The following is a 24,652-nucleotide window of genomic DNA, read 5'->3' on the forward strand; positions in this document are numbered from 1 at the left end:
TGTTGTCTCCGATTGACCTGGGATCCGCTGCTGATGTGTGGCGAGACCAGGCCCTCTTCCTCCGGATTATTGAGCATGCGAATTCAAGCTGGTTCGTCGATTCGATTGCTGCTCGGGATTGCCGTGTCGTGCATGCTGCCACTAGGTGGACAAGCCATTGCCGCGGACGACGCCCCAGAAGAACGTTGCCCAGGCCTGGCGTCCAGCCAAGCTGCTATCGACCGATTCTCACGCGATGTCTGGGCTAAAGTTGGCGGGCTGGAATGTATCAAGTGCCACAAGTCGGGTGGCGACGCGGAAGATAGCCGCTTCATTCTGCACGACCCGACACTTGCTCGAGGCGATCAGCGACTCGATTTGATGTGTCGCAATTACGTTGCGTTTCGTCAGATGGCTGGCTTGAAGGCCGACGGCAAACCACTGTTGCTGGCAAAAGTGACAGGCGAGATCGACCATGGCGGAGGGGAAGTCTTCGCGAAGGATTCGACCGGTTTCCGCCTTCTGGAAGAGTTCATCCACCGAATGAATTCGTCGCCCGGCAAGCCATCCGACGCGGTCACCGAGACACCCTTCTTTGATGGCGTAGTAATGTGTGACGACCGGCAACTGCTCCGACGAGCGACGCTGTCTCTGGCCGGACGACTACCAACTGACGCCGAACTCGCCGCCGTCACCGAACAGGGACTCTCCGCGATACCAGAAATCCTGGACAAGGTCATGACCGAAGAAGCTTTCTTCGAGCGGATTCGAGAAGGCTTCAACGACGTCTTTCTCACGCTCGGTGTCGATGGGAACCCTGATTCTACAGTCCTGTCCTACGAACACTTTGAGAAGTCGCGAGGCTGGTATCAGAAGTTTGACCTGAGCCATATCGAAGATGAAAAAGAACGACGACAGGCCGGGTACAAGCTCGCCAATCAGTACCGAGCCGCGCTGTTGGACGAACCGATGCGGCTGGTCGAATACATCGTGCGGAACGATCTTCCTTTCAGCGAGATTGTCACGGCCGATTACATCATGGTGTCCCCCTATACTGCCAGGGGCTATGGCATCTTTGATCGCATGAAAGATCAGTTCCACGATCCAGAAAATCCCTTTGAGTACGTCCCCGTCAAACTCGAAGCCCTCAAAGGACGCAACAAGAAAGAGGATCAGGACTCCGCAACTGGTTTCTATCCCCATGCGGGAGTGTTAAGCACGTTTCAGTACTTAAGCCGCTATCCAACCACCGAGACGAATCGAAACCGTTTGCGGGCGCGGATGTACTATCAGCACTTTCTGGGTGTTGATGTGCTGGAACTCGCGGCACGCGTCTCGGATGCCGCTTCGGTCTCGGCGAAGTTTGAGGTTCCCACGATGGAGGCCTCCGAATGCGTGATCTGCCATAAGACGCTCGATCCGGTTGCCGGGCTGTTTCAAGACTATTGGCGATTTGATCGCAACTTCGCCATTTACGGGAAACGCCACGAGGGCTGGTTTACCGACATGTTCTCTGCTGGCTTTGAAGGTGAGGATTTGCCGGACGAAGAACGATGGCGGGCACTGCAGTGGCTGGGGGAGCGCACCGTGGAAGATCCTCGTTTTGCCACGGCGATGACCGAGCATGCCTATTATCTTCTGACAGGTCGGCGTCCGCTGCTCGCGCCGAAAGACTTAGACGATCCACTATTCGAATCGCGATATCGTGCCTATCAAGAACAGCGCCGAGAAATCGAAGACATCGCCGCTCATTTTGTCGAGAGTGGATTCAACTTCAAAATGGTGATTAAGGATTGGATCGTCTCCGATTTTTATCGAGCCGATGGACTGGCATCGCCTTTGGAGACAACTTCGCGGCGGACTGAATTGGAAGACATCGGTGTTGTCCGCATGCTCTCTCCTGAACAGTTGGATCGCAAAGTTGCGGCGGTCTTTGGCAAACCCTGGGGAAGATTGAATGATCAGACCGCGATGTTATACGGTGGGATCGACTCGAAAGAAGTCACCGAACGAGCGGTCGACCCGAGCGGGGCGATGGGAGCCATTCAACGCATCCTGGCCAACGACGTTGCGTGCAAAAACGTGGCTCTCGATTTCAGTCGACCTGCTTCCGAGCGGATACTGTTCGCAGGCATTGAGCCTGATGTTCTGCCACGCGTTTCGACCGAGGATGACACACGAATCCGCAAGACAATCGTGCATCTGCATGAGCGGATACTTGGTCGCTACGACAAAGTGACTGCCCCGGAAGTTCAACGAACATTCGATCTCTTCGCCGGCATTGTCGCAGATGCTCACAAGCAGGGGCGCTTCGAACAGCAAGAGATATGGGTCGACAGGGGCTCCATCAACCGGTGCCTGATCCGCATTACACGGTACGTGCCTGGCGGGCCGTCGTAACCTACCTGCTGCGACAAGAGGAGTTTATTTATGAGTAAGCACCACGCGTCGCGACGAAACTTTCTGAAGATGTGGGCCAGTGCAGGGCTAGGTATTGCTGCTCCGATGACAGTCCCCTTGTTGTCACATGCTCAAGAGACAGCCGAGCTACCGGCCTACGAAGGTCCCTACTACATCGTCTTCAACGCTGCCGGAGGGTGGGATACGACTTACCTGATGGATCCCAAAGGGATCGATGGAATCAACCGTCTGTACGAACAAGGTGAGATCCTCACCGAAGGCAACCACCGGTTTGCTCCGACCGCCAGGCACAAGCAAGACGGGATGAGCAACGAAGATTTCTTTGCCGAGTTTGGCCAGGAACTGCTCGTCTTCAACGGGCTGGATTACTCTGTGAACAACCACGCGCCCTGTTCACGCTACATGGCGACGGGCAAACTCGATAGCCTTGCCTATCCCACGTTTGCCGCGCTGGTGGCTGCCTGTCAGGGACCCGCCTGTCCGCTTTCGTTTTTGACGTTCGGCAACTATTCGGCCACCGGCAACTTGGTTGCCATGTCGCGTGTCCCCTACCTGCCATCGCTGAAACGGATTGCGAGTGCGGACTCGATCGATGGAAATGAACGTGCTCCCTATCACGATGATTTCGCACTGAACCGAATCGAACAGGCACTTGCCGACAAGCAGCGTAGTCTTGAGTCGCAACCAGTACTGCCGCGTCGTGAACGGGCAGAGAACATCCTGTACGCGGCGCAAGTGAATTCAAAGTCGCTTCTCCGCATCACGCCCCACATTCCCAAAGAGATTCCCAAGGCTCGTCTCGCGCGGCAAGCCGAGGTGGCACTCGCGTCTTTCAAAGCCGGCGTTTGCGTTTCGGCAAATCTTTCGATTGGCCAGTTCGATAGTCACGCCAACAACGACAAGGATCAGATGACCCTGATCCCCGAGCTATTAGAGGGAGTCGCCTACGTCCTCCGTCGGGCTGAGGAACTGCAGATACGCGAGAAGCTGGTCGTGATTGTGCAGAGCGAAATGGGGCGGACACCCAACTACAACAAGGGGAATGGAAAGGATCACTGGTCGATTGGCTCGATCATGTTTATCGGCCCCGGAATCAAGGGAAACCGTGTTCTTGGTGCCACCGATGACAAACAGTTTGCCGTCCCTTTCGATCCAAAGACCCTCGCGACCAGTGCGACAGAAGGGGTTCGTATTCGCCCTGAGCATATTCACACCTCTCTGCGCCAATACGCCAAGATCTTCGATCATCCGCACAGTCAGAAGTTTCCCCTGGGGGTCGCTGAGGCGGAACAACTACATGGATTCTGGGGATGATGGCCGGATCCCATCGATCGGGTGAGCCTACAATTTCTTTCGCCTATTTCAAAGTGAATCGCTCACGCTGGATTCACTTGTCGATTCGAGCATGACTAGAATAAGGCGCATCACAACTGCCACCGCACAAGGACTTGCCACCATGTTCGACCCCGAAGCAAAAGCGGTTACCGCTCAGGCCTTGAAGCAAATTGAGGAGGATGGATCGGATTTGTCGAAGCCGATCGAGATGGACTTCTTCGTGGCCGTACCGAGTCAGGAATCTGGCGGGCAAGTCGCCCAGGAGGCTCGCAAGATTGGATTTGAAACGAGTGTCGAGCAAGATGAAGAGTCGGGCGAGTGGACCTGCTACTGCACTAAGACGATCGTAGCGACCGTCGATACGGTGTTCGATATCGAAGAGAACCTGGACGATCTGGCCGATCCATTTGGGGGCTACAGCGACGGCTTCGGTACGTTTGGTAACCAGGACGACTGACCCAAGGCCGTCACTTCTAACACCGGGGTTCCTATTGATTACGGATCATTCCTTGAACCGTTTCCGGGAAGAGGTTCAAGATATCTTCGATGTCGCGGGGTAGACGTCCCACGAACTCTTCGGCGCCTGACTTCGTGGTGTATTGAGCTCCCTGCTTAACCGGAACCTGAAGCTGCTGGGGTTTGACCGGCGTCTCGAAGTCGGCTTCGTCGAAGTGATGCATCGTTACGTGGCAGACATCTTCAGGCAGTAAATTAAAGTTAAGCACGAGCTTGGGCATCTGAAAGCGGCACGTATCGCTGGACGGCTGCAGGTAGCAATACAACGAACAGTTGAACACCTGATGATTCTTTTTGTCGACCGCTACGGTGGCCAGGATGGCGTCTTGGTCGAGATCGACAAGTAGCCAGTTCTCGTACTGCGGAGACTCGATGACACGAAACGTTTGCCCCGCCACTTCTCGCCGCTGGTAAGGACCTTTCAGTACCCGGGCGTCGCGAGACAAAACTTCGCCAGGGACGAAACTATCCCCTTGTCGCGGCCCGGGAACGTTATGAACAATCGACTGATAGTCGCCATTGCGATTCACAAAAATCTGCGAGACCGGCGAGCGTCCATACGTAAACTCGGTCGTGTCGTAGGAAGTGCGATCGACGAAGGAATCTTTCGTGAAGTCATAAATGGTGGTCGTCCAGGCTGGACCTTGAATCAGTTCGATTTTCACGCCTGGGGGGGACGGCGGAATCTCGTGCTTAACGACGGTAAAGCCGAGCTGGTCGAGGAACTTCCATTTCAGAATTGCCTCGCGATCGTAAGGAATCGTTTCCAACTGCTGGCGCAGCTTCACGACATCGGCCACCGTCTGAAGCTGAATTCCATCGAGATCGGCGATGATCGCCCGCTGAAGTTCCAGATGCCCTTGCCCTGGGACGGTCAGTCGATCAAGCAGTTTGGGCTCTTCGGCCAAGGCCGTTTCGGTCGAAGCGAGTGCGAACAGTACCAGCAGAAAGAATCGTCGACCGAACATGGACCGTTCTCCGAGTGACAGAATGGACACCCATTAGCGTAATTGAAAACACGCGATCAATCACGTCTATCCCCGCAGGCCAGCGAAAGAACTCACAGTTTGTAGATCGGATGCTCGCCATGTTCTTTCCGCATGATGGCCTTCATCTTTTCTACCAGCTCGGGATGCTCGACGGCGATGTCGTGCTCTTCCCCAATGTCGGTATCGAGGTTGTACAGTTCCAGCTTCCCGTTCCAGCCACCTTTGCGGTAGGCCTTCCACTTGCCCATGCGAACCGACTGCTGCTTGGCTCCTTCGTAGAACTCGAAGTAGATGTATTCCCGCGAAGACTGCTCGGATGGCTTTCCAGCTAAAGTCGGCAAAATCGAGATGCCATCCATTTCGGTGGTGATCGGCTGACCGCCAGCGTCGGCCAAGGTAGGCATGATGTCAATCTGCGTCGTGATTACGTCCGACGTGCTACCCGGTTTGATCGTGCCGGGCCATGCAGCGAACATCGGTGCCCGAACACCTCCTTCGTACAGAGACCGTTTCATCATGCGATAAGGACCATTTCCATCAAACGTATCGGTTCGCTTGTAGTAGCTGTCCTCATCGCCGTTGTCCGAGGTCCAAATGACAATCGTATTCTCGGCCAGGCCCAAGTCCTCAAGGGCTTTTCGAATGCGGCCGACGTTGCGATCGTGCCGCGTGAGCAGGGCGCAGTACACCTGTTCGTGAAGCGTAAGCCCTTCGACCTTGTCGTAGCCTTCCAGCGAAGGAACCCGCATTCCTCCTGGAGGGCCACCGTGCGGGACTGTGGATGCAAAGTAAACGAAGAACGGTTTGTCCTGGTTGGTAGTGATGAACTCGATAAGCTTGTCGGTGTAGAGATCTTCGATGAAGGTCCCCTTCCCTTCGCCAACCACGCCACTGCCACCACCGATGAGCGATGTCCCTTTCAGAACATCTGGCGTGTTCGCCAGCAAGTCGATTTGCTTGCCGTTTTCCCAGATCTTGGCGGCGTAGTAATCGCGACAATCGATGTGCCCAAGAAAGCCGAGCCAGTAGTCCCAGCCACATTCGGTGATCTCCTCGGGCGTGCTTGTTCCGCCGGCACTCAGTTTGCCAAAGCCAGCGGTCGTGTAGCCGGCACTGCGCGCGACTTCGCCGAGTTGCGGAGTTTTAGGAGGCCACAACTCCTCAGGCATCTTCGCTCGATTAGCCCGCCAGACGGCGTTGCCGGGGTGCTTACCCGTCAAAAGCGAACAGCGCGACGGTCCACACACTGCATTGCCGCAGTAGGCATTGGTGAAGGTCATCCCATCGGCGGCCAGCTGATCCAGATTCGGTGTCTTGATGATCCGCTCGCTGGCTGGGTCCATCTTCAATGCTGGAACCTTGCCGATGCCCCAGTCGTCGGTATTGATGTAGATAATGTTCGGCGGCCGCGAAGGATCGGCCGCTTGAGTCAGCGTTGGTTGAGCCAGTGCGTAAACAAACGTAACGAGCAGCAGTGCTCGGATCGGCGAACTCATGACATAACCCGGAAACGAGGTTTGCGCGAAAGTATAGGTATTGGTGTGCCTGTATCTTAGTCAGATCGAGCGAGTACCTAAACTGGTTTCCGGGGAAAAATGCAGGGGCAAACGGTCGTTACACGCCATCGTAGCTTTCGACGGCCTTGGTGATCTCACTGATCTCAGCATCGCTGAGTTCAATGCTGCCGGCCTTGGCATTATCGACTGCCTGCTGCGGCGTACGAGCACCACACAGCACGTGCGAACAACCCCGTTGGGCCAAGGTCCAGGCCATCGTCAACTGAGCGAGCGTGGCATCATGTTTTTCGGCGATCGGTCGCATTGGCTCGAGCATCGCTTGAACCTTGCGAACATTCTCGGCCTCAAAGCGAGGCTTGAAGTTGCGCTGGTCCCCTTCTTCGTACTTGCGATCCGGGGTGATCTTGCCGGTGAGCAAACCTTGACTCAAAGGGCTATAGGCGAGGAACGCGAGGTCCTGCTTCGCGCAGTAGTCGAGATTCGTCTTTTCCAGATCGCGGTCGAGCATCGAATACTTTTCCTGATCGGTATCCAACTCGCCGAACTGGCGATAGGCGTTCATCTCTTCCTGGGTGGCGTTGCAAACACCAATCGCGCGGATTTTGCCTTCCTTCTTCAGTTCCATGAGCGTTTCCATCCGCTCACCGATCGGCGTGTTATCCATTTGCCAGTGCGTCTGGTACAGGTCGATCACGTCCGTTTGCAGCAGTTTCAAGCTCCGCTCGACCTCTTCACGAATGCCGTCCTTGCCGCTGTAGATGTAGACGTCGAAGCTCTCTTCGGTCTTTTCGCCGCTCCAGTCGACATTTTCCTTGGTCGTGCTGAAACGCTTGGTGGCTCGCTTCTTCTGGGCGTCGGTCAGATCCCATCGCATGCTGCACTTGGTCGCGACGAGCACTTTATCGCGACGATCGGCGATGGCCTTGCCGACGACTTCTTCGCTGCGGCCAAAGCCGTACATGGGGGCGGTATCGATCAAGTTGCCGCCGGCATCGAGATAGGCGTGAATGGCCGCGATCGATTCCTTCTCGTCGGCCCCACCCCAAGTCCATCCACCGATTGCCCAGGCCCCAAAAGCGACGACGGATGCTTCGATGCCTGATTTTCCGAGAGGACGTGTCTTCATGATGCTCTTTCTGTTCTGGGGTTTTTGGCTGGATGCTCGGCAAGAGAGAGTGCGATCGACGATCAGATCCGCAGCACGATCTTACCGAATTGTTCGCCTTGTTCCATCCGGGACAACGCTTCGTTGCCCTGGGCGAGACTGAAGACTTGATCAATCACCGGACGAATCTCGTGCTTGTCGACGAGATTTAACATGCCGCGGAAATCGGCGGTGGAGCCCATCGTCGTACCGATTAACTTCAATTGATTCCAAAAGACTTTGAACATATCGATCGTTTCCGGGGGACCGGTCGTGGCGCCGTAGTTCACGATGCGTCCGCCAGGTGCGGCCAGTGCAATCAGGTTCGCGTATCCTTTACCGGCCGCGCTATCGACAATCAGATTCGGTCGACCGAACTCTTCGGCCGCTTTCTTGTGCCAGTTTTCCTCGCGGTAGTTGTAGCCGGCGACCGCGCCCAGTTCTTTCGCCTTGGCCAGCTTCTCAGGCTTCGACGACGTCACGGCAACCTCGGCCCCTATCGCGACGGCAAATTGCAGCGCGAGCGTGGCGACGCCGCCGCCGATACCGCTGACCAAGACCTTTTCGCCGGGACGCAGTTGTCCCTGAGACATCGTCGCCCGAAACGCGGTCACACCGGCCAGGGGCAGCGCGGCCGCTTCTTCCCAGCTGAGATGTTTGGGCTTGGGCCGCAGCGTTTCGACCGGCACATGCATGTGACTGGTAAAGGTCCCGTTGTGAGGCATCCCCAGGATGGTGAAGTCGGCGGATTGAGCCGCCTCATTGGTCCCCCAATCCCAACCAGGATTGATGATGACCTCCTGGTTAAGCCAACTCTTGTCGTCATCGCTACCGACCTCGGTGACGATGCCAGCCCCGTCCGAACCGAGGACCTTGGGCAGTTCGATCCCGGGGTACATGCCTTGCGTGATCCAGTAATCACGGTGATTCAGTGCCGCCGCCTTCACTTCGATTTTGGCGTAACCTGGTTTCAAATCCCCTAAATCGTAATCAGACAGTTCTAAGGGGGACTTAAGCTCTTTAATCATCAATCCAGGCATGGGGTTATCCTTTCCCGGTTTCGGTCGTGGGTTGGGGCAAGCTGCGGAGTGAAACCTTTGGCCCGTTCGGGTCATACGAGTAGAATGAATGATCGCCCATCCTTCTACTCTCCTTTGCTAGATCCCTCTCGCGTGATTCGTACGTTTCAATTCTTCCGGCCAATCTTTGTTTGCATCCTAGGCCTCGGATGCGCTTGGGCAACGCTTGGTTACCCGGCGTGCGCTGATGAGTTCGCGACGCCGCAGCTTGAGCAAAGTGCCGAACAGTTCCACGCGGACGTCCTTCCTATTCTCGATCAATATTGCCTGCACTGCCACACGACCGATGCCCCAAGCGGCAATGTCACCCTAGATCGGTTTGACTCACCGCAGCGGATGTTCGCTCATGTGCGGACTTGGCTGAAGATGGCCCAGTCGCAAAAAGACCAATTCATGCCGCCTAAAGACGAAGACCAACCTTCGGAGGCAGAGCGGAAGGTACTGGTCACTTGGGCTGAGTCGCTGGGCAAACATCTAGACGAGAAGCCCCCGAGCGATCCCGGTCAGGTTGTCTTTCGCCGCTTGAACCGCTTGCAATACAACCACACGATGCGCGACCTATTGGCGGTCGACTACGATGTGGCCACCGCAGTGGGGTTGCCCGAAGATCCTGTGGCCTTCGGATTCAACAACATAGGAACCGCGCTGGAGATTCCCCCGCTGCAACTCGAAAAGTACCTGGCCGCGGCCGACGAGATGCTTTCGCGGGCGGTCGATACGAAGCCGAAGTCGTTTTCTTTCGACATGACGAAAGTTGATTTCGATCTCGAAGGCGAGATGCCTGAAGGTCCTGGGAAAGATGGCCCCATTCCTCCGGCAACGGAAGTGGTCAACGGCTATCGCCTGTTCCGCTTGAGCAGTACCCATCATTTCCCTTTGCAGATCGAAAAAGCAGGCACCTATCGGTTAACGCTTGCCGCATGGGGACACAAGGGACCGAAGTGGGCCAAGTGGCAGCCTGATCTGGCGATTGCCGTCAACGGCCAGGTACGCAAGTCTATCTCAGTGCTCAGCGATCGTGAGAATCCCGGTGAGGAAGTACTGACGTTACAACTGCCAGCTGGCAAAATCGATCTTTCGATCGAGTTCGTCAATGCCGAGCTTGGCCCGAAGTGGGCCGAGAACGATCATCGCTTCAAGCATCTTGGTTGGAAGTCGCTGGAGGTCGCCGGTCCCGTTTCCCCGCAGGGAATCGTGCCCAGCCAAAAAGCCCACGAGAAGATCTTTATCGCCCAGCCAAGCGACACGCTTCCGCCGAAAGAGGCGGCTCGGCAGATCCTCACGCAGTTCGCCAAGCGAGCCTTTCGTCGTCCGGCAAAGCCAGAAGAGATCGACCGGTTGTTGATGATCTTCGACATGGCGCAAACCGAGGGTTCGACCTTTGAAGAAAGCATTCGGTACAGTTTGAAGGCGGTTCTCGTCTCGCCGCAGTTCCTCTTTCGAATCGAACAAACGCCGGCGGGAAGCGATCCGCAGCGGGTAACCGACTACGAACTGGCTTCGCGGCTGAGCTACTTCCTGACCAATACGATGCCTGACGAAGAGCTGTTTCGCCTGGCTGACGAGAATCGGCTGCATGAGCCAGAAGTCTTGAAGCAGCAAGTCGCACGGCTGCTGAAGAATGAGCGTTCGCAGGTCTTTGTGCACGACTTTGCCGAGCAGTGGCTGCACCTGGATGAACTGGATCATGCCCTGCCGAGTGAAGAGTTCTTCCCTGAATTCACGGCCCGTACTCGGCATGCGATGCGAACCGAAGTGCTGATGTTCATGGATCACCTGGTCCAGGAGAATCGCAGCGTGATCGAGTTGTTGGATTCCGATTACTCGTTCACCAACCGCGATCTGACCCCTATCTATCGCTACGGCGGCTATCAACAGGAATTCCAAAAGGCCGAGATCAACAAGCGTCGCAACCCGGAACGGGGCGGTCTGCTCGGAATGGGTGGCATCCTGGCGATGACCTCGCACGTCTCGCGAAACAGCCCCACGCGGCGCGGTAAATGGGTGTTGGATGTGCTTGTTGGCGATCCGCCGGCACCGCCACCACCAGATGTCGAGCAGATCGACGAGGGATCGGACAAGAACCAGGCCAAGAGTTTTCGCGAGTTGCTATCGCTGCATGCGGATGAATCTTCGACCTGTGCCGGCTGTCATCGTAAGATGGATCCACTCGGCTTCGCGCTCGACGAATTCAACCCGATCGGACGTTTCGAACGCGAACGTCAAGGAGAGCAAGTCAATGCGACCGGCGTACTTCCAGGCGGACGTGAGCTGAACGGCATTGTTGAGCTGAAAGGGATTTTACTGGAGCAGAAGTCCCATTTCGTGCGAAACTTAACAGAGCAGATGATGACCTACGCCCTGGGACGCGAACTCACCTATGAGGACCGCCCGGCAGTGGCTGCCATCGTCGATCGTCTTGAAGAGAACGACTTCAAGATGCAAGAGTTAATTTACGGCATCGTCGAGAGTTACCCCTTCCAATACCAGCGCGGGGCGGAACAACCGCTTGCGTCGAATCCTTAAGAGCACTCATCCACCGAGTACCGCTATGAGCATGAAACCGATCTCCCGTCGAACGCTGCTGAAAGGAACCGGCGCCGCCTTGGCTTTGCCGTGGCTGGAATCGATGGTGACTAGCAAGGCCCTGGCTGCTTCCCAGAGTGTGGCCCCGATGCGGATGGGTATTTACTCGACGGTCGGCGGTACGGTGATCGAATCGTGGAAGCCAGAAAAGGCAGGTACCCTGAGCGAGCTTCCCTCCATCCTGCGGCCGATGGAAGCCCACAAGGATAAGATGCTCGTTCTGTCAGGCCTGGCCAACCATGGTCGCTCGAAGAATGTGAACGCCCACGAGCACTGTGCTTCGATGCACCTGACCGCGGCAGCGGAGGTCGGCAAAGAGAACGGTGTGCCGGTGACGAGCATCTCGGTTGATCAGATGGCCGCCAAGCATCTCGGTTCGCAGACCTACCTGCCTAGTCTTGAGATGACAACGACGCCCGATGAATGGAAGTATTCGTATCGCGACAAGGGCGAGCCGGTCCCTTATGAAATGAATCCGCGGGTTGTCTTCGATCGGATGTTCCGTGGTCGCGAACCCATGGCCCCGGATTGGTCGGCCCGGGCCAAGCGTCGCGCGGAGAATCAAGCCAAACAAGCCAGCGTGCCCGCTGAGAAGTCGATCGATCGGCACATCCTCGACATGGTGATGGAAGACGCTCGACGGCTGCAGAAGAAGGTCGGCAAGTTCGACCAGCAGAAGCTAGAGCAGTATCTGGCCAGCGTCGAATCGGTCGAGCGGCGGATTGCGTTGGTTGAAGCTCAAGCGGCCGAGATGATGGCCGACGGCATGGGTGTGCCGGCCGAGATTCCCAAGGGGCTGCCTGCCAATGCCAAAGAGTGGGACCCGATTCATCAGGTATCATCGCAAGACCCGGAAGTCCAATCGCAGGTGATCGACCTGATGGGTGATCTGTTTGTTCTGGCCCTGCAAACCGACTCGACCCGCGTGGCCACGATGGCTGTCGGCAGCGACGGTTCGATGATGCCAGGCGTGGTGACGGTCGGTTTCGAGCGGCACTTTCACACGCTCGAACACCAAGGAGGCAACCCCGATCCACGCCGCAGCGATCCGATCGCTCGCGAGGCTTGCCGCCAGGTAAGTCACTGGTTTGTCCAGCACTTTGCCCGCGTAGTCGATAAGATGGCAGCCATTGACGAGGGGGGTGCGAGCCTATTGGATAACACGCTTCTGCTGTTTACCAGCTACATGGCCGACGGGGGCCACCACCGCGAAGACTACCCGGCGATGCTGGTTGGTAACGCTCAAGGCACCCTCAAAACCGGTCGCCACATCGCCTTCCCGCAAGGAACCCCGATGGCGAACCTCTTCATCGAAATGCTCGACCGAGTCGGGGTGAAAGTGGGCGAGTTCGGCGACAGCGTCACGTCGCCCGGTGCCGCATTCGGCGGGCGGCTTCCCGATTTGGTCTAACGCCTATCAAACATTCGCTCCCAATCGGTGGCTCAACCGATGCAGGGTTGGACTGGCGTCATCTTCTGGCAAGTGGACGTGAATGATGCTCATTGCATCGCGATCGTCCCAGGCTTGGTGCAGGGCCGCGTGGAATTCTTTTTCGGTGCTGACTTCGTACCCTTTGCCGCCGCGCAGGACTTCGGGCAGTTTGCTGTACGACCAAGGGTGTATCTCGTTGTACTTCCAGTCGCCTGGGTGTAGCCAGCGCTCGGTTCCGTAGCCGTGATTGTCCAACACGATAATCACCGGGTCGTAGCCAAGCCGGACGATGGTCGACAATTCCATGCCGGTCATCTGGAAAGCCCCGTCACCGATCACAGCCACGATGCGAGCATCGCGGCGGGCCGTCTGGGCACCGAGCGTGGCCGGTACGGCGAATCCCATGGACGTGTAGTAAGCAGGGCTCAAGAATTCGCTGCGTCCCTGGGTGACCAGTTCCGTCGCGGCAAAGAGCGAATCACCGATATCGGCAATGACAACCGTTTCGTCATCCAGCAGAGGATTGATCATCTGCATCATGCGCTGTGTGGTGATCGGATTGTCGGTGATGTCGCCGACCGGGGGCATCTGCATGCGGATCCCTTCGGGCAGCGTGCGTTTGGCACATGTGATGTTTCGCTGGGCAAGCTGCCGTACAAATTCAGGAAGCGTGATGCCGTGATAGTGATGATGCTTCAGGCGAAGTTGCTCGCTGGTCGCATAAATGCACTTCGACGGATCGAGGTTCGCCGTGAAGACGCCCATGTTGATGTCGGTCATGAACGTCCCCAGCAGCAGCACCAGGTCACTCTCTTCGACAAACCGGGTCACTTCTTCCCGGCCAATCGCCCCTTCGTAAAGACCGACATACAAGGGATGCGTTTCTCGAATGACACTTTTGCCCAGCACGGTAGCCGCGACCGGAATCTGGGTATGCTCAGCTAGGGCAACCAGTTCATCCTGGAGATGAAAGCGGTGCAGCTCGACGCCGGCCAGAATCACCGGCTTCTCGGCATTTTCAATCAACTGCGCCGCTTCGCCGACGGCTTCGGTCAATGCCTGTGGATCACTGGTGTTTTCCTGAGAAGGAAAGACGTGGCTGATATGCGGAACGACATTCACCATGTCGCGCGGCAGTTCAATGTAGCCAGGCCGCTTGAAACGCACGACCGCATCCAACACGCGATCGATCTCACGGAAGGCACTCACCGGGTCCGAGAGTTCCGCGCCGGCGATGCAAAGCTTCTCGAAGACATCTTTCTGCGTGTTGAAGTCGCGCACCATGTGGTGCAAAAGAGGATTGTTGTTGCGTTCTCGCAGGCCGGGCGAACCGGTCAGAATAACCACGGGGGACTTCTCGGCGTAGGCTCCGGCAATGCTGTTACAAATGCTAAGACCGCCGACACAGTACGTCACGCAAACCGCACCCAGTCCTTTCACGCGTGCATAGGAATCGGCCGCGAAGCCTGCACAGTCTTCCCGGGTACAGCCCACCACGTTGATGGGACTCTTCTCGAGCATGCCGTAGAAGGAAAGGATATAGTCGCCAGGAATGCCAAAGATGTCTTCCAGGCCATATTCCTGCAGCCGCCGAATGAGATACTGGCCGATCGAAACACCGCTCACAGTTTGCGAGACAGGCACACTCGGGGAAGGGGCGGAACGATTCATCCTGGTCGACTCCCAATCAAACGGTACGTGTGAAAAGCCAGCTACCTACATTGTAGAAATTCGATCCTTTCGCGGCAGGTAATTCTTGTTCGTGATAGCTGATGGCTACCCTACCCCCACCCCATGCCCCCACAGTATGGCAAAGCACCTATTTCGTCAGAAGGGGCAAAAGCGTGTGATATCGGGGGGTTTGCGAGATCCAGGACATTTTATAGGTGAAATGAGAGATTCCTCACAGATTACTGGTTAAAGCGTTACTTAAACTTCGGTTCTGTTTTTTTAACCACTTAATTTCGCGAGTTATCCGACAGTCGGGCAGCGGCTGTCAGGAGCTTGGGTTGGGGGGTGAAATGGACTGCAGCCTCACTGCCCCGAGGCGAAGGTCGTTTCGCCTCCCCCCTTTTCTTACCTACAGCAATGGTCGGCGCACTGTTTGCTTCTTACCTCTTCAGGAAAGCCCGTGAGCAAAGCGGCTCACCCGAGAATTTCTCGTTAGACATTCGAGGAGAATACCATGACCAAACAACAAGAACTTGATCGAGGTTATCCACATTCCGATCCTGATGCTAAATCACCCCCGGACGTTGTCTCCTGGTTGGCCGTCGCAATCGTCGGCCTAGGATTGATCGCCGGACTTCTTATCTTGGGACCCGCGTTGGCGTTGTGGCAGGCAAACTGATTTAATGGGCGGCATAGTCCTTGTTTAGCCTACTGATTCGCCGCCTAGCACCATGTCCCAATTGAATTCTGATTCCGATCCGTCGCTTGCTGAAGTGAATGACCAGCGTGATCGATCTCGAACACCTCTGATTGTTGGAGGTGTTCTCTTTTTGGTCCTACTTATCGGCTGCGTCGTTCTCGGTCCGATCGCCTCGGCCCTTTTGCAAGTCCGAGAAAACGCACGGCGAACGACCTGCATGAATCATCTGCGGCAGTTGGGCGTTCAGATCGAGGACTACTATGTGGTCCACAATGCGTTCCCGCCTGGGTGGGAAGTGCCGATGGATGAAGCGCCTTCGCTGCCAACATGGGGATGGCCTTCCAAACTGGTCAGCATGACCGACATCACCTATCCCACGCCGCAAGATTTAGAGACGCCACTGGCCGAAGTCTTGATCGCCGATGATCAGCGTATGGAGTTCGTACAAACTTACTTTCAAGAATACTTGTGTCCTTCGGACGATGCCCTGGCTTACAACGGCGAAAACCACCCCGACCGACGCTGGGTTCACGATGGCAATCCGGTCCCTTTCGGGCTGAGCATGTACGTCGGCAACGCTGGGCACCGTCATGATGCCGTCGGCAGCCAAGTGAACACCGGCATCTTCTACGGAAACTCTGCGGTGACCCTGGCCGATGTGACCGATGGGGTCAGTCACACCATCATGCTCGGCGAACGTGATTTAACGCGTTGCCGTGCCGGCAGTTGGCCTGGTGTGCCTGACCCGATGAAGCACGACGGTGGGCCGTCGATCTGGAATGTGGTTGCTGGGGCCAAGCCAAAGATCAATGCACCACCCTGGGATGGCGATATGCTGTGCGGCGAAGGCTTTTCAAGTCTGCACCCCGGCGGGGCTAACGTGCTGCTGGTCGACGGATCGGTTGAGTTTCTCACCACCGATACGGATACGCAGTGGCAGCCTGAACCGACGGCAGGCAAGATGGGTGTTCTTCAGCAGATGATGATTCGCAACGACGGAGAAAAGAACGATCCCTAGTTGTTCTGCGTAATCATCTTCAACCAACTAATCGCCATGGGAATGCCGGGGTCGAGCATTGGCTCGAAGTGACCACCTCTCGGGACACGGACGACCGTGACATCGCTTCCCATTTCGCGAAGCTTTTTGCCGAACGAATCGGCCGGCCCGGTGATATCAGGCCGATCGTCACCTGCGATGAATAGAAACGTAGGTCGGCTTAAGCGATGGATGTGGGTGATCGGCGAAATTTCATTGACGTAAATGCCAGCCTCCGGCACGATCTCGGCATTCTGCACGTAGGTGATCCCATCGACACCCAAAGAAGCGCGGATATCAACCGCTGGCATAAACGCGATGGCTCCTTTCACCTGAGGTTCCATCTCGGCGACGTAGAGAGCCATCGTCCCGGCAGAACTATGACCGGCGGTGTAAAACTGTTGGGGATCGACAAATGAGACTTTCTCCCGGGCGTAGGCCATGGCGACCTGCGCGTTGAGAAGTCCTGACTTGGCCTGGCGGAATTTCTCGGCAGCCGACTTTAACTGGTCATCTGACGAAGTCTGAGCGTCCGCATTGCCACTAAGTTCGTACGCAACCACTGCGAAGCCAGCTCGTGCCCACGGTAAGTGTTCGGGAGTATCTCCATTGGCAAGTTGCAGGCCGTGGATCATCATCGTTCCGGCTGGGGCAATGAAGACGCACGGTATCTTCGTCTGAGGCAGCGGATCCGGATGATAGATCCACAGTGTCATCGATTGTCCGTTGGGAAGCTTCGTCTGCACGACCGCTTTACGAACACCACCACCTCGCTCCACTCTGAAAACGGCGTCGGGAGCCTGCCTGGCGATGTTGCTCAGGTAATTCGCCGGGGCGAGCAGTTGGTCGGCGAACTCGGATTCCACGAGCGTTTCGGTGACCGGCTGGTTTTGGGAACAGCCCAAACCAAAGCACGTGGTGACCGAAAATCCAACGAGCACTACAAACAAGCGGTACGACATTAAGGCAACCTGATAAACCAATCGGGGGAACAGGCCTATTGTAACTCGGGGGAGATCGAGATTGAAACAGCGGCTTGCTCTCCAAGGTCGTCCGGTTGTCAGGTCAAACGAAAAGGCTAACCTTGGGGTTTTCGCCTATCCGAAGTTCCCCCATGCCACGCACCAAGTCGAAATCTCGCTCGAAACCAGAGAATTCTTCGCCTGTGGGCGGGTCGCTGGCTGCGTTTCAATCGCACGTATTTGCCTGGTTCGCGGCCCACAAACGGGATTTGCCGTGGCGGAAATCGCAGGACCCTTATCGCGTCTGGATCAGCGAAATCATGCTTCAGCAGACGCAAGTCGCGACGGTCAAAGAATACTTCCGCCGATTTACGGCCGAGTTTCCGCACGTGAGCGACCTGGCCGAGGCCGAAGAACAACAGGTACTACTGCTTTGGGAAGGGCTTGGCTACTATCGCCGGGCTCGCCAACTGCACGCCGCCGCCAAGGAAATTGTCGAGCGTTACGACGGCAAGTTCCCGCAGACGGTCGACGAGATCCAAAGCCTGCCTGGTATCGGCAGATATACGGCGGGGGCGATCGCTTCGATTGCCTATGGTCTCAAAGCTCCGATCCTGGAAGCGAATACGCAGCGACTGTTTGCCAGGCTCATCGGTTGGGACCAGGTACTTACAACCTCAGCAAGTCAAAAACGGCTATGGGAATTCGCGGAAGAGATTCTTCCCGATCATGATGTCGGTATCTTCAACCAGGCCCTGATGGAGATCGGCAGCCTGGTCTGCACGCCCAAGAATCCCAGTTGTTCGCAATGTCCTTTGGTTGCCCACTGCGAGGCGTATCAGCAAGGCCGGCAGGATGAGATTCCGCAGCCTAAGAAGAAGATCGAATTTATTCCTATCACCGAGATCGCCCTGGTCGTACGCCGTAAGAACGAGGTCCTCGTGCGGCAATGCGGGCAAGACGAACGCTGGGCGGGCCTATGGGATTTCCCCCGGTTCTCTGTGGAGAACCAAGAAGAACTGAACGTGGTGGAAGCCCAACTGAAAGAGGCCTCGGGAATTGAGGCCTCGTTGGGTTCTCACGTGACGACGATCAAGCATGGCGTCACCAAGTATCGCATCACGCTTCTGTGTCACGAGATGGCTTACAAGAAAGGTCGCCTTCGCCCCGAGGCTGGCCCCGATGGCGAGCCCCGCGTATGGCAGTGGCGCGATGCTTCGCACCTGACCGATCTACCGTTATCGACGACCGGCCGGAAGTTAGCCAAGCTGGTGTGATCTATCGCCGTCCGTGGGAGTCTTCGGATTGGACGAACTCATCCCACAGCTGTTCGACGCTCTTCCCGGTTGTCTCGCGAATCATGGCGTTCTGATATTCGTGCTTCCGAATCGCTTCGTTGATCTTCTGCACGATGCCAGGATGTGTCTTATCCAACCATGCAACAAACTGGGCACTGGTACGGTAGCCGTCGCGGTAGCTTTGCCGCTCGGGATTAATACCGCGAAGACGTGTCTGTGGTTCGTACTTATAGAAACGAATGTAGTCGGCAATCCCTTCGACCAACCAGAAGGGGCCTCCACGAGGATAAGCTTGAATCACGTGCGCCAGTTCATGCACGACCATGCCGGAATCTTCGGGATGCTGCTTTACCCAATCGCCGGCGATCACGATCTGATTGCGAATGGTATGGGCGACCCCCTTCATGTCCTTCTTGAAGACGACGCGAACTTCCTGGGGCGGCGTGAAGCCTTCTTGCTGTAACATCTCGGCGACCTTGGGATGCCACTGTTCGATCAGCTTGGCGGCGTTATCGCCCCATTCTTTCAGTTCGGGGACTTCCGTCGTATCGACGATGACCTTCACCTTGGGTGGCGAAGGCTCTTGGGTAGTGTCATTGGCGAAGACCGTTGTGGGAGCTAACAACAACCCAGTGAGTACTAGCAGAGAGAATCGCATCGAGTGGCCTCTTCGGTTGCGAAAGGAGAACATAGGGGACGAAAATATTGCCCCCATCGTAGCCAACGGAAATCTCTATCGCATTGAGGTCCATTCCGAATTTGTATATTTTTCCGCAACTAGTTGAGCAGTCGCTTCGCGGGGCCAATCGACCATCTCGCCGTCTGTTTCCCAGGCTTCAATGAGCCGTTGGCGGATGATTTCGCGGGCGATGGGTACGTTGGTAACAAACGATTCGTGCGGACGACGCTCGCGATAATCGGGCATTCGCGGTGGCGTGCGGAGCAGTTCCGGTATCAGCTTTAAATCAAAGTCGTAGAGAAGCGTACCGTGATAGATGAGATGCGTGCGCTTACACCTTAGGCTATTGCCAGAGAATTTTCGCCCGTCGAGCGTCAGGTCGCACGTCCCTTGAAAATCGATCTCAGGCACCTCGCGGGCGAGCGAAGTTTGTAGTCGCCCCATGACGTACTGATGACAGACATCGAGTGCTGCCAGCTCGGGGTGTAACTCGTAGCTGAGGACAACGGCGTACATCAAACAGCCGCGGCCTGTTACCACCGAGGCACCACCACTGGCCCGACGAAGAAAGCGAATACCGCGCTGTTGGCAGACCTCGACGTTGACTTCTTCGTGGAGCTTGGAAGCACGGCCGATGACCACCAGCGGCTCAACCGGTTCCCAGATTCGCAAAACTTCAACCGGCTGGCTGCCGGCTTCGGCTTCACTGAGCAAAGCTTCGTCCAGCGCCAGATTCTCTTCAGGCGACGGCAGGGTGAGATCGAGAAGTTGCATGGACCGGTTTGCTTCAGCCTAGCTGGTGCTCTTGCCAGGAAATGCAAATGCACCGCCCATCAAAATCAGACCCAGGACAACGCCAGCAACCGAGAGCATCAAGAATGTCTGCCGCGACTCGTAGACGTCGAGTACGTAGCGATCCGTGGAAGCGTTTCCGCGCATATCGCCCAGTGCCCGACCACTGGTAGCAAACGCCCAGAAGCTGAGCGTATCTTCCATGGTCCACTTTTCGACGTCCCCTTCGATCAGTTCGATCGGGACTTCGCGGGCCTTGTCCAGCGACTCGAGCGGAGTGATGCGATACAAAGCGACCGAACTGACCGAGCACCCTAACAGTAGAAGCAGGCCCACCACAAAGAGGATCGATTGACCAACCGACCATTCTCGCCGCGCTGGGGCTTCTTCTTTTTCAACCAGCGGCAGCTTCTTGAGTTCGCGAAGCGTAGGGACTTCGACCGTCTTGCCACTGGCCGTGGTAATCGTTTCACCGGCTTGCGAGGACTCGACATGAACCTCTTCGCCATCAGGGGTCGTCAGCAGATAAGTTTGAGCCATAGCTTCTGTGCGGTCGCGAGTGATCTATCTAAACGGGAAACAAGCTCATGGAAACCATTTAGTCTACTCCCCCGACCGCTCGGTGGGAAAACGACAGGCAGGAATGAGGCCGATTTTTGAAAATCTTTACCGTTGCGATCTACTTGCAGCGTTAGCTAGGGGCAGCTCGACCGGTCTTGCCCCACCAAGGGAGTGAGATTCCACCGTCGACCAGAAGTGTGGCTCCGGTCGTGTAGCTGTTTCTCGGACTGCTCATGTAGCAGATCGCTTCGGCCATTTCCTCGGGCGTTCCGAGACGACCTGCGGGGATCTTGGAACCCCCTTCTTCCAGAACGTCATCGGTAGCGAATTTGCGTTCGCCAGGCGTGTCGGTCCAGCCAGGCTGTACGATGTTCACGCGGATCTTGAAATCGGAAAGTTCAATCGCTGCCGTCTTGGCCATATGCTCGATGGCCGCTTTCGACATGTTGTAGGCCATGGCCTTAGGGGCTGGAATGAATGCATGCGGCGAACTGATGATGGTGATGGCACCGGGCGTTTTCTGGGCGATCATTTGCCGCGAAGCTGCCCTGAGAAGATGAAACGCACCCCACATGGTGACTTCGATCGTGCGGCGGAATCCGTCCATATCGGCTTCGTAGAAGAATTCGCGATCGCTGTAGACCGCATTCGAGACCGCGATGTCCAGCTTGCCGAATCGCTCGACACCCTGGGCGACCATCGCTTCGACCCCTTCGTAGCTCGAGACATCACATTTTACCGCGATCGCTTCGCTGCCCAGCTTTTCGATTTCGGCAACTACCTCTTCGGCCTTCGCCGGGCTGCTGTGGTAATTGACGATGACCTTGGCGCCTTGCCTGGCAAACTCGATCGCGGCCGCTTTGCCGATACCTTGGCTGGAACCAGTCACCAGGACCACTTGTCCTTCGAAATCTCGCTGCGTCATGATTTTGTTTTTCCGGGCTGATCGAGGTAGGAATATTCGCAGAAGAAGGATCTTCCTGTGGGGTAATGCTAACGGGGCAACCCACGGGCCGCAATTCACGGATTGGCCCCGCGACGAGTGCCAGGGGGAATTGTCTCAAAATCGATCGATCAATCTCACGAGAGTTGAGATTCAGGCCAAAAATGTGGTGTTTTCACGCCATTTACGGAGTGTCCCACGATGTAAAGGGGAAACAGCCAACCGGAAAAAAGAACACATGTTGCGGCGACGCATCGCACTGGGGCAATCCTCCCCCAGGAATGACGCTAAGGGGAAAGAATTCCCAGCACCTGGAAAATGCTGACATAGACTGTGGTTGTCCGTAGATCGAAAAGGAGCGGAAACTCCTATTTTCCCGCATGAAAGTCTGGACCCTGGTTAGCGTCCAGTTAGAATTGGGTGAATTCAATCGACGAACGGATGCTCGATGGCGCAGGCCCAAATTTCGTATCCTCCAAACCCTCCATCTCTTGCACGAACACCTTGCCCCCACGGTCTAAATTTTCCGTGGTCCGAAGACGGAATTCTATTTGTCGTGAAACGAGTTGAGGTTTGGTTGACATATGTTACTGCGGAGTGTTTGCCCAAATCGCAACATGGAGACACTTCGATCCGTAAGGGAACCTGAGTGACATAGACGACCTCCTATTCAAAGAACTCGATCGTTCGATCGCATAACAGAGCATGGCGATCTTTACTTTGGATAGACTACGGACTTTAGGCAATTGATAGCACGCTTCCGGACCTTTTTCCAGACCAGTAACCTCGCCGATAAGCGGCAAAGTTCATGGAATTGCGGCATTCCGGTTGATTACACTAGGTGATGAGACCGATTTTTAGGGAGTTGAAAGTCTGGTCGTAAACAAGGGTTAGAGTGATTCTTCGGCACAGCAAGAAGCTGAGTCGCCCAGTAGCAGGACAGGACTTGCTGCTGGAGGAAAGGGGCACGGATTACCAACTGACACGTTGCACGCTGCCGGCCATGTCCGTTTGCTGCTTCGATGCCGCGAGAGGATTCGCAAGATTGGCGAAACTCCGCTTGGCTCAGCACAGAACTTTCGGGATTGGGCAAGCTAAGCAGGCCGCAAGCACGCGTTAAATGTAATCTCTTTCCAAATATCCACGGAAGGCAGTCATCCGCGCGTTAGGTGGTAGACTTGCGAAGTTTTTCATCGCAATGAATGCCACAGAAAAGCACGCGGATAGGGCGGGACGACCGCAGAACTTTTCCCGTCACCCATGGGTTAAATCAGAAGAATACGAGCCTCACTTTGGCGAGTGAAGGAGTGATATGTTGTACGATTCGTTGATTGACGATTTCGAAGATGATGATGCACGAGTACGTCCGCGTAGCTTCGACGATGCTGCCGTCGATGTGATCGATGATTCCGACGACGAACGCATAATGAACTCGGATGATATGTCGAATGATTCGGCAGACGATTCATCCGATGAGTTCAGCGAAGATAGCGAAACCTGGTCCGATGACCCGGTTCGGATGTACCTGACGCAAATGGGCGAGATTCCTTTGTTGACCCGCCAACAGGAAATCTTCCTCGCTCGTAAGATCGAACAAACGCGAGCCAAGTTCCGACGCTTGCTCTTGGAGTGCGACTACGTCGCCCAAGATTCCTTTAAGGTTTTGCAGCGCGTACAGGATGGCGAACTCCCGTTCGATCGTACGGTCCAAGTTTCGGTGACCGATCGCCTGGAAAAAGAACAGATCATGGGCCGCATGCCGATGAATCTGGTTACCATCGATCGCCTGCTGAAGCGAAACCGTCGTGACTACATTACCGCGCTAAGCAAGTCGGCATCGGCTGACAAGCGTGCCGCTGCATGGCGTCGCTTGAGCTACCGCCGTCAGCGCGTGGTGAAACTGATTGAAGAATTGGGTCTACGTACCCAGCGAATTGAGTCGAAGATCGGCGTGCTGGAAGAATTCTGCCGTCGCATTAACGAGCTCAAAGCTCGCCTGGACGATCACAAAGCGGCCAACACGCCGATGGAAGATCGTCAGCCGCTGCTGGCCGAATACCGCAACCTGCTGATGGCCACGCAAGAGACTCCCAAGAGTCTGAACCGTCGCTGTCAGGCCGTCAAAGCGATCTATTCGGAATACCAGCAAGCCAAGCGTGAGTTGTCCGAAGGGAACTTGCGTCTGGTGGTCTCGATCGCCAAGAAGTATCGCAACCGTGGTTTGAGCTTCCTGGACCTCATCCAGGAAGGTAACGCCGGTCTGATGCGTGCGGTCGACAAGTTTGAATACCGTCGTGGTTTCAAGTTCTGTACGTACGCCACCTGGTGGATTCGTCAGGCCATTACCCGAGCGGTTGCTGACCAAAGCCGAACCATTCGTATCCCGGTTCACATGGTCGAAACCATGTCCCGCGTTCGCAATGTGGCGCGTCAGCTGCTGCAGGAAAAAGGCCGCGAACCGACCATCGAAGAAACGGCACGTCGTGCTGGTACCACGGTGGAAGAAGCCCGCCGCGTGCTGGCTATGAGCCGCTATCCGATCTCGCTCGACCGCCCTGTCGGTAACAGCGAAGACAGCCAGTTCGGCGATCTACTTCCCGATGGCGAAGCCGAAAGCCCAGCCAACGGTGCTGCTCAGGAAATGCTGCGTGGTCGTATCGGTCGCGTGCTCAAGACCCTCAGCTACCGCGAACGCGAGATCATCAAGCTGCGTTACGGTTTGGGCGATGGCTACAGCTACACCCTGGAGGAAGTCGGTCACATCTTCAAAGTGACTCGCGAACGTATCCGCCAGATCGAAGCCAAGGCCGTCCGTAAGCTGCAACAGCCTAGCCGCAGCCAAGACCTGGTCGGCTTCCTCGACTAAGTCAAAGCGACGATCACTTTCGAAATTCAAGAGCCGGACTCACATGGGTCCGGCTTTTTTATTGTCTCTTTCACCTGTGGAAAACTATTCACTAACCTGTCAGTATGCTGTCGGTAACCCGTCGACAGCCATTTGATAAGATGTTG

19 protein-coding genes are annotated in these 24,652 nt (G+C 55.9%); 9 read left to right on the forward strand and 10 right to left on the reverse strand.

Annotated features, from left to right (window positions below; genetic code table 11):
- Window positions 1-75 precede the first annotated feature (75 nt).
- From PSR63_RS10850 to PSR63_RS10860, 3 genes are all read left to right on the forward strand, one after another.
- Window positions 76-2,379 (forward strand): hypothetical protein, encoded by a 2,304-nt coding sequence (locus PSR63_RS10850; RefSeq protein ID WP_274333192.1) that lies wholly within the window; start codon window positions 76-78, stop codon window positions 2,377-2,379.
- 30 nt (window positions 2,380-2,409) lie between these two features.
- Window positions 2,410-3,714: a DUF1501 domain-containing protein gene (locus PSR63_RS10855; protein WP_274333194.1), complete on the forward strand. Its 1,305-nt coding sequence runs from the start codon at window positions 2,410-2,412 to the stop codon at window positions 3,712-3,714.
- Window positions 3,715-3,856: 142 nt separating this feature from the next.
- Window positions 3,857-4,192, forward strand: coding sequence for a ribonuclease E inhibitor RraB (locus PSR63_RS10860; protein ID WP_274333196.1), 336 nt, complete (start codon window positions 3,857-3,859; stop codon window positions 4,190-4,192).
- A gap of 31 nt (window positions 4,193-4,223) precedes the next feature.
- On the opposite strand, the gene PSR63_RS10865 is transcribed toward PSR63_RS10860, so the two are convergent.
- From PSR63_RS10865 to PSR63_RS10880, 4 genes are all read right to left on the reverse strand, one after another.
- A complete protein-coding gene (locus tag PSR63_RS10865) occupies window positions 4,224-5,219 on the reverse strand; it encodes a hypothetical protein (protein ID WP_274333198.1) in 996 nt (331 codons plus the stop codon).
- Window positions 5,220-5,311: 92 nt separating this feature from the next.
- The gene (locus PSR63_RS10870; protein ID WP_274333200.1) at window positions 5,312-6,736 is read right to left on the reverse strand and encodes an arylsulfatase; all 1,425 of its coding nucleotides are present in this window, start codon (window positions 6,734-6,736) and stop codon (window positions 5,312-5,314) included.
- Between the two features lie 118 nt (window positions 6,737-6,854).
- On the reverse strand, window positions 6,855-7,883 hold the full coding sequence (locus PSR63_RS10875) for an aldo/keto reductase (protein WP_274333202.1): 1,029 nt from the start codon (window positions 7,881-7,883) through the stop codon (window positions 6,855-6,857).
- A gap of 62 nt (window positions 7,884-7,945) precedes the next feature.
- Complete coding sequence (locus PSR63_RS10880; RefSeq protein ID WP_274333204.1) at window positions 7,946-8,941, reverse strand: zinc-binding dehydrogenase; 996 nt, start codon at window positions 8,939-8,941, stop codon at window positions 7,946-7,948.
- Between the two features lie 84 nt (window positions 8,942-9,025).
- Between PSR63_RS10880 and PSR63_RS10885 the strand changes: the two genes are divergently transcribed.
- Both PSR63_RS10885 and PSR63_RS10890 read left to right on the forward strand, forming a co-directional pair.
- Complete coding sequence (locus tag PSR63_RS10885; protein WP_274333206.1) at window positions 9,026-11,506, forward strand: DUF1592 domain-containing protein; 2,481 nt, start codon at window positions 9,026-9,028, stop codon at window positions 11,504-11,506.
- Between the two features lie 31 nt (window positions 11,507-11,537).
- The gene (locus tag PSR63_RS10890; protein WP_274333207.1) at window positions 11,538-12,977 is read left to right on the forward strand and encodes a DUF1552 domain-containing protein; all 1,440 of its coding nucleotides are present in this window, start codon (window positions 11,538-11,540) and stop codon (window positions 12,975-12,977) included.
- 6 nt (window positions 12,978-12,983) lie between these two features.
- Here the strand turns inward: PSR63_RS10890 and PSR63_RS10895 are convergent, their stop codons facing one another.
- Window positions 12,984-14,669, reverse strand: coding sequence for an alpha-keto acid decarboxylase family protein (locus PSR63_RS10895; protein WP_274333208.1), 1,686 nt, complete (start codon window positions 14,667-14,669; stop codon window positions 12,984-12,986).
- Between the two features lie 514 nt (window positions 14,670-15,183).
- Between PSR63_RS10895 and PSR63_RS10900 the strand changes: the two genes are divergently transcribed.
- Both PSR63_RS10900 and PSR63_RS10905 read left to right on the forward strand, forming a co-directional pair.
- The gene (locus PSR63_RS10900) at window positions 15,184-15,348 is read left to right on the forward strand and encodes a hypothetical protein (RefSeq protein ID WP_274333210.1); all 165 of its coding nucleotides are present in this window, start codon (window positions 15,184-15,186) and stop codon (window positions 15,346-15,348) included.
- 52 nt (window positions 15,349-15,400) lie between these two features.
- Window positions 15,401-16,387, forward strand: a complete 987-nt coding sequence (locus PSR63_RS10905; protein WP_274333212.1) for a DUF1559 family PulG-like putative transporter — start codon at window positions 15,401-15,403, stop codon at window positions 16,385-16,387.
- Here the strand turns inward: PSR63_RS10905 and PSR63_RS10910 are convergent.
- Window positions 16,384-17,367 carry an alpha/beta hydrolase family protein gene (locus tag PSR63_RS10910; protein WP_274333214.1) on the reverse strand — a complete coding sequence of 328 codons (984 nt, stop codon included), beginning with the start codon at window positions 17,365-17,367 and terminating at the stop codon, window positions 16,384-16,386. The genes PSR63_RS10905 and PSR63_RS10910 overlap by 4 nt on opposite strands.
- 152 nt (window positions 17,368-17,519) lie before the next feature.
- Between PSR63_RS10910 and mutY the strand changes: the two genes are divergently transcribed.
- Window positions 17,520-18,644: an A/G-specific adenine glycosylase gene (gene mutY, locus PSR63_RS10915; RefSeq protein WP_274333216.1), complete on the forward strand. Its 1,125-nt coding sequence runs from the start codon at window positions 17,520-17,522 to the stop codon at window positions 18,642-18,644.
- Between the two features lies 1 nt (window position 18,645).
- On the opposite strand, the gene PSR63_RS10920 is transcribed toward mutY, so the two are convergent.
- The 4 genes from PSR63_RS10920 to PSR63_RS10935 all read right to left on the reverse strand — a co-directional run bounded on the left by PSR63_RS10920 (window position 18,646) and on the right by PSR63_RS10935 (window position 21,622).
- Window positions 18,646-19,323, reverse strand: a complete 678-nt coding sequence (locus PSR63_RS10920) for a basic secretory protein-like protein (protein WP_274333217.1) — start codon at window positions 19,321-19,323, stop codon at window positions 18,646-18,648.
- A gap of 75 nt (window positions 19,324-19,398) precedes the next feature.
- Window positions 19,399-20,118 (reverse strand): lipoate--protein ligase family protein, encoded by a 720-nt coding sequence (locus PSR63_RS10925; RefSeq protein WP_274333219.1) that lies wholly within the window; start codon window positions 20,116-20,118, stop codon window positions 19,399-19,401.
- 18 nt (window positions 20,119-20,136) lie between these two features.
- Window positions 20,137-20,676 (reverse strand): hypothetical protein, encoded by a 540-nt coding sequence (locus PSR63_RS10930; protein WP_274333221.1) that lies wholly within the window; start codon window positions 20,674-20,676, stop codon window positions 20,137-20,139.
- Window positions 20,677-20,827: 151 nt separating this feature from the next.
- A complete protein-coding gene (locus PSR63_RS10935; protein ID WP_274333223.1) occupies window positions 20,828-21,622 on the reverse strand; it encodes an SDR family NAD(P)-dependent oxidoreductase in 795 nt (264 codons plus the stop codon).
- A gap of 1,333 nt (window positions 21,623-22,955) precedes the next feature.
- On the opposite strand from PSR63_RS10935, the gene PSR63_RS10940 reads away from it, so the two are divergent.
- The gene (locus PSR63_RS10940; protein WP_443111117.1) at window positions 22,956-24,506 is read left to right on the forward strand and encodes a sigma-70 family RNA polymerase sigma factor; all 1,551 of its coding nucleotides are present in this window, start codon (window positions 22,956-22,958) and stop codon (window positions 24,504-24,506) included.
- Window positions 24,507-24,652 lie beyond the last annotated feature (146 nt).

The sequence above is a fragment of the Bremerella sp. P1 genome (assembly GCF_028748185.1).
Lineage (GTDB): Bacteria > Planctomycetota > Planctomycetia > Pirellulales > Pirellulaceae > Bremerella.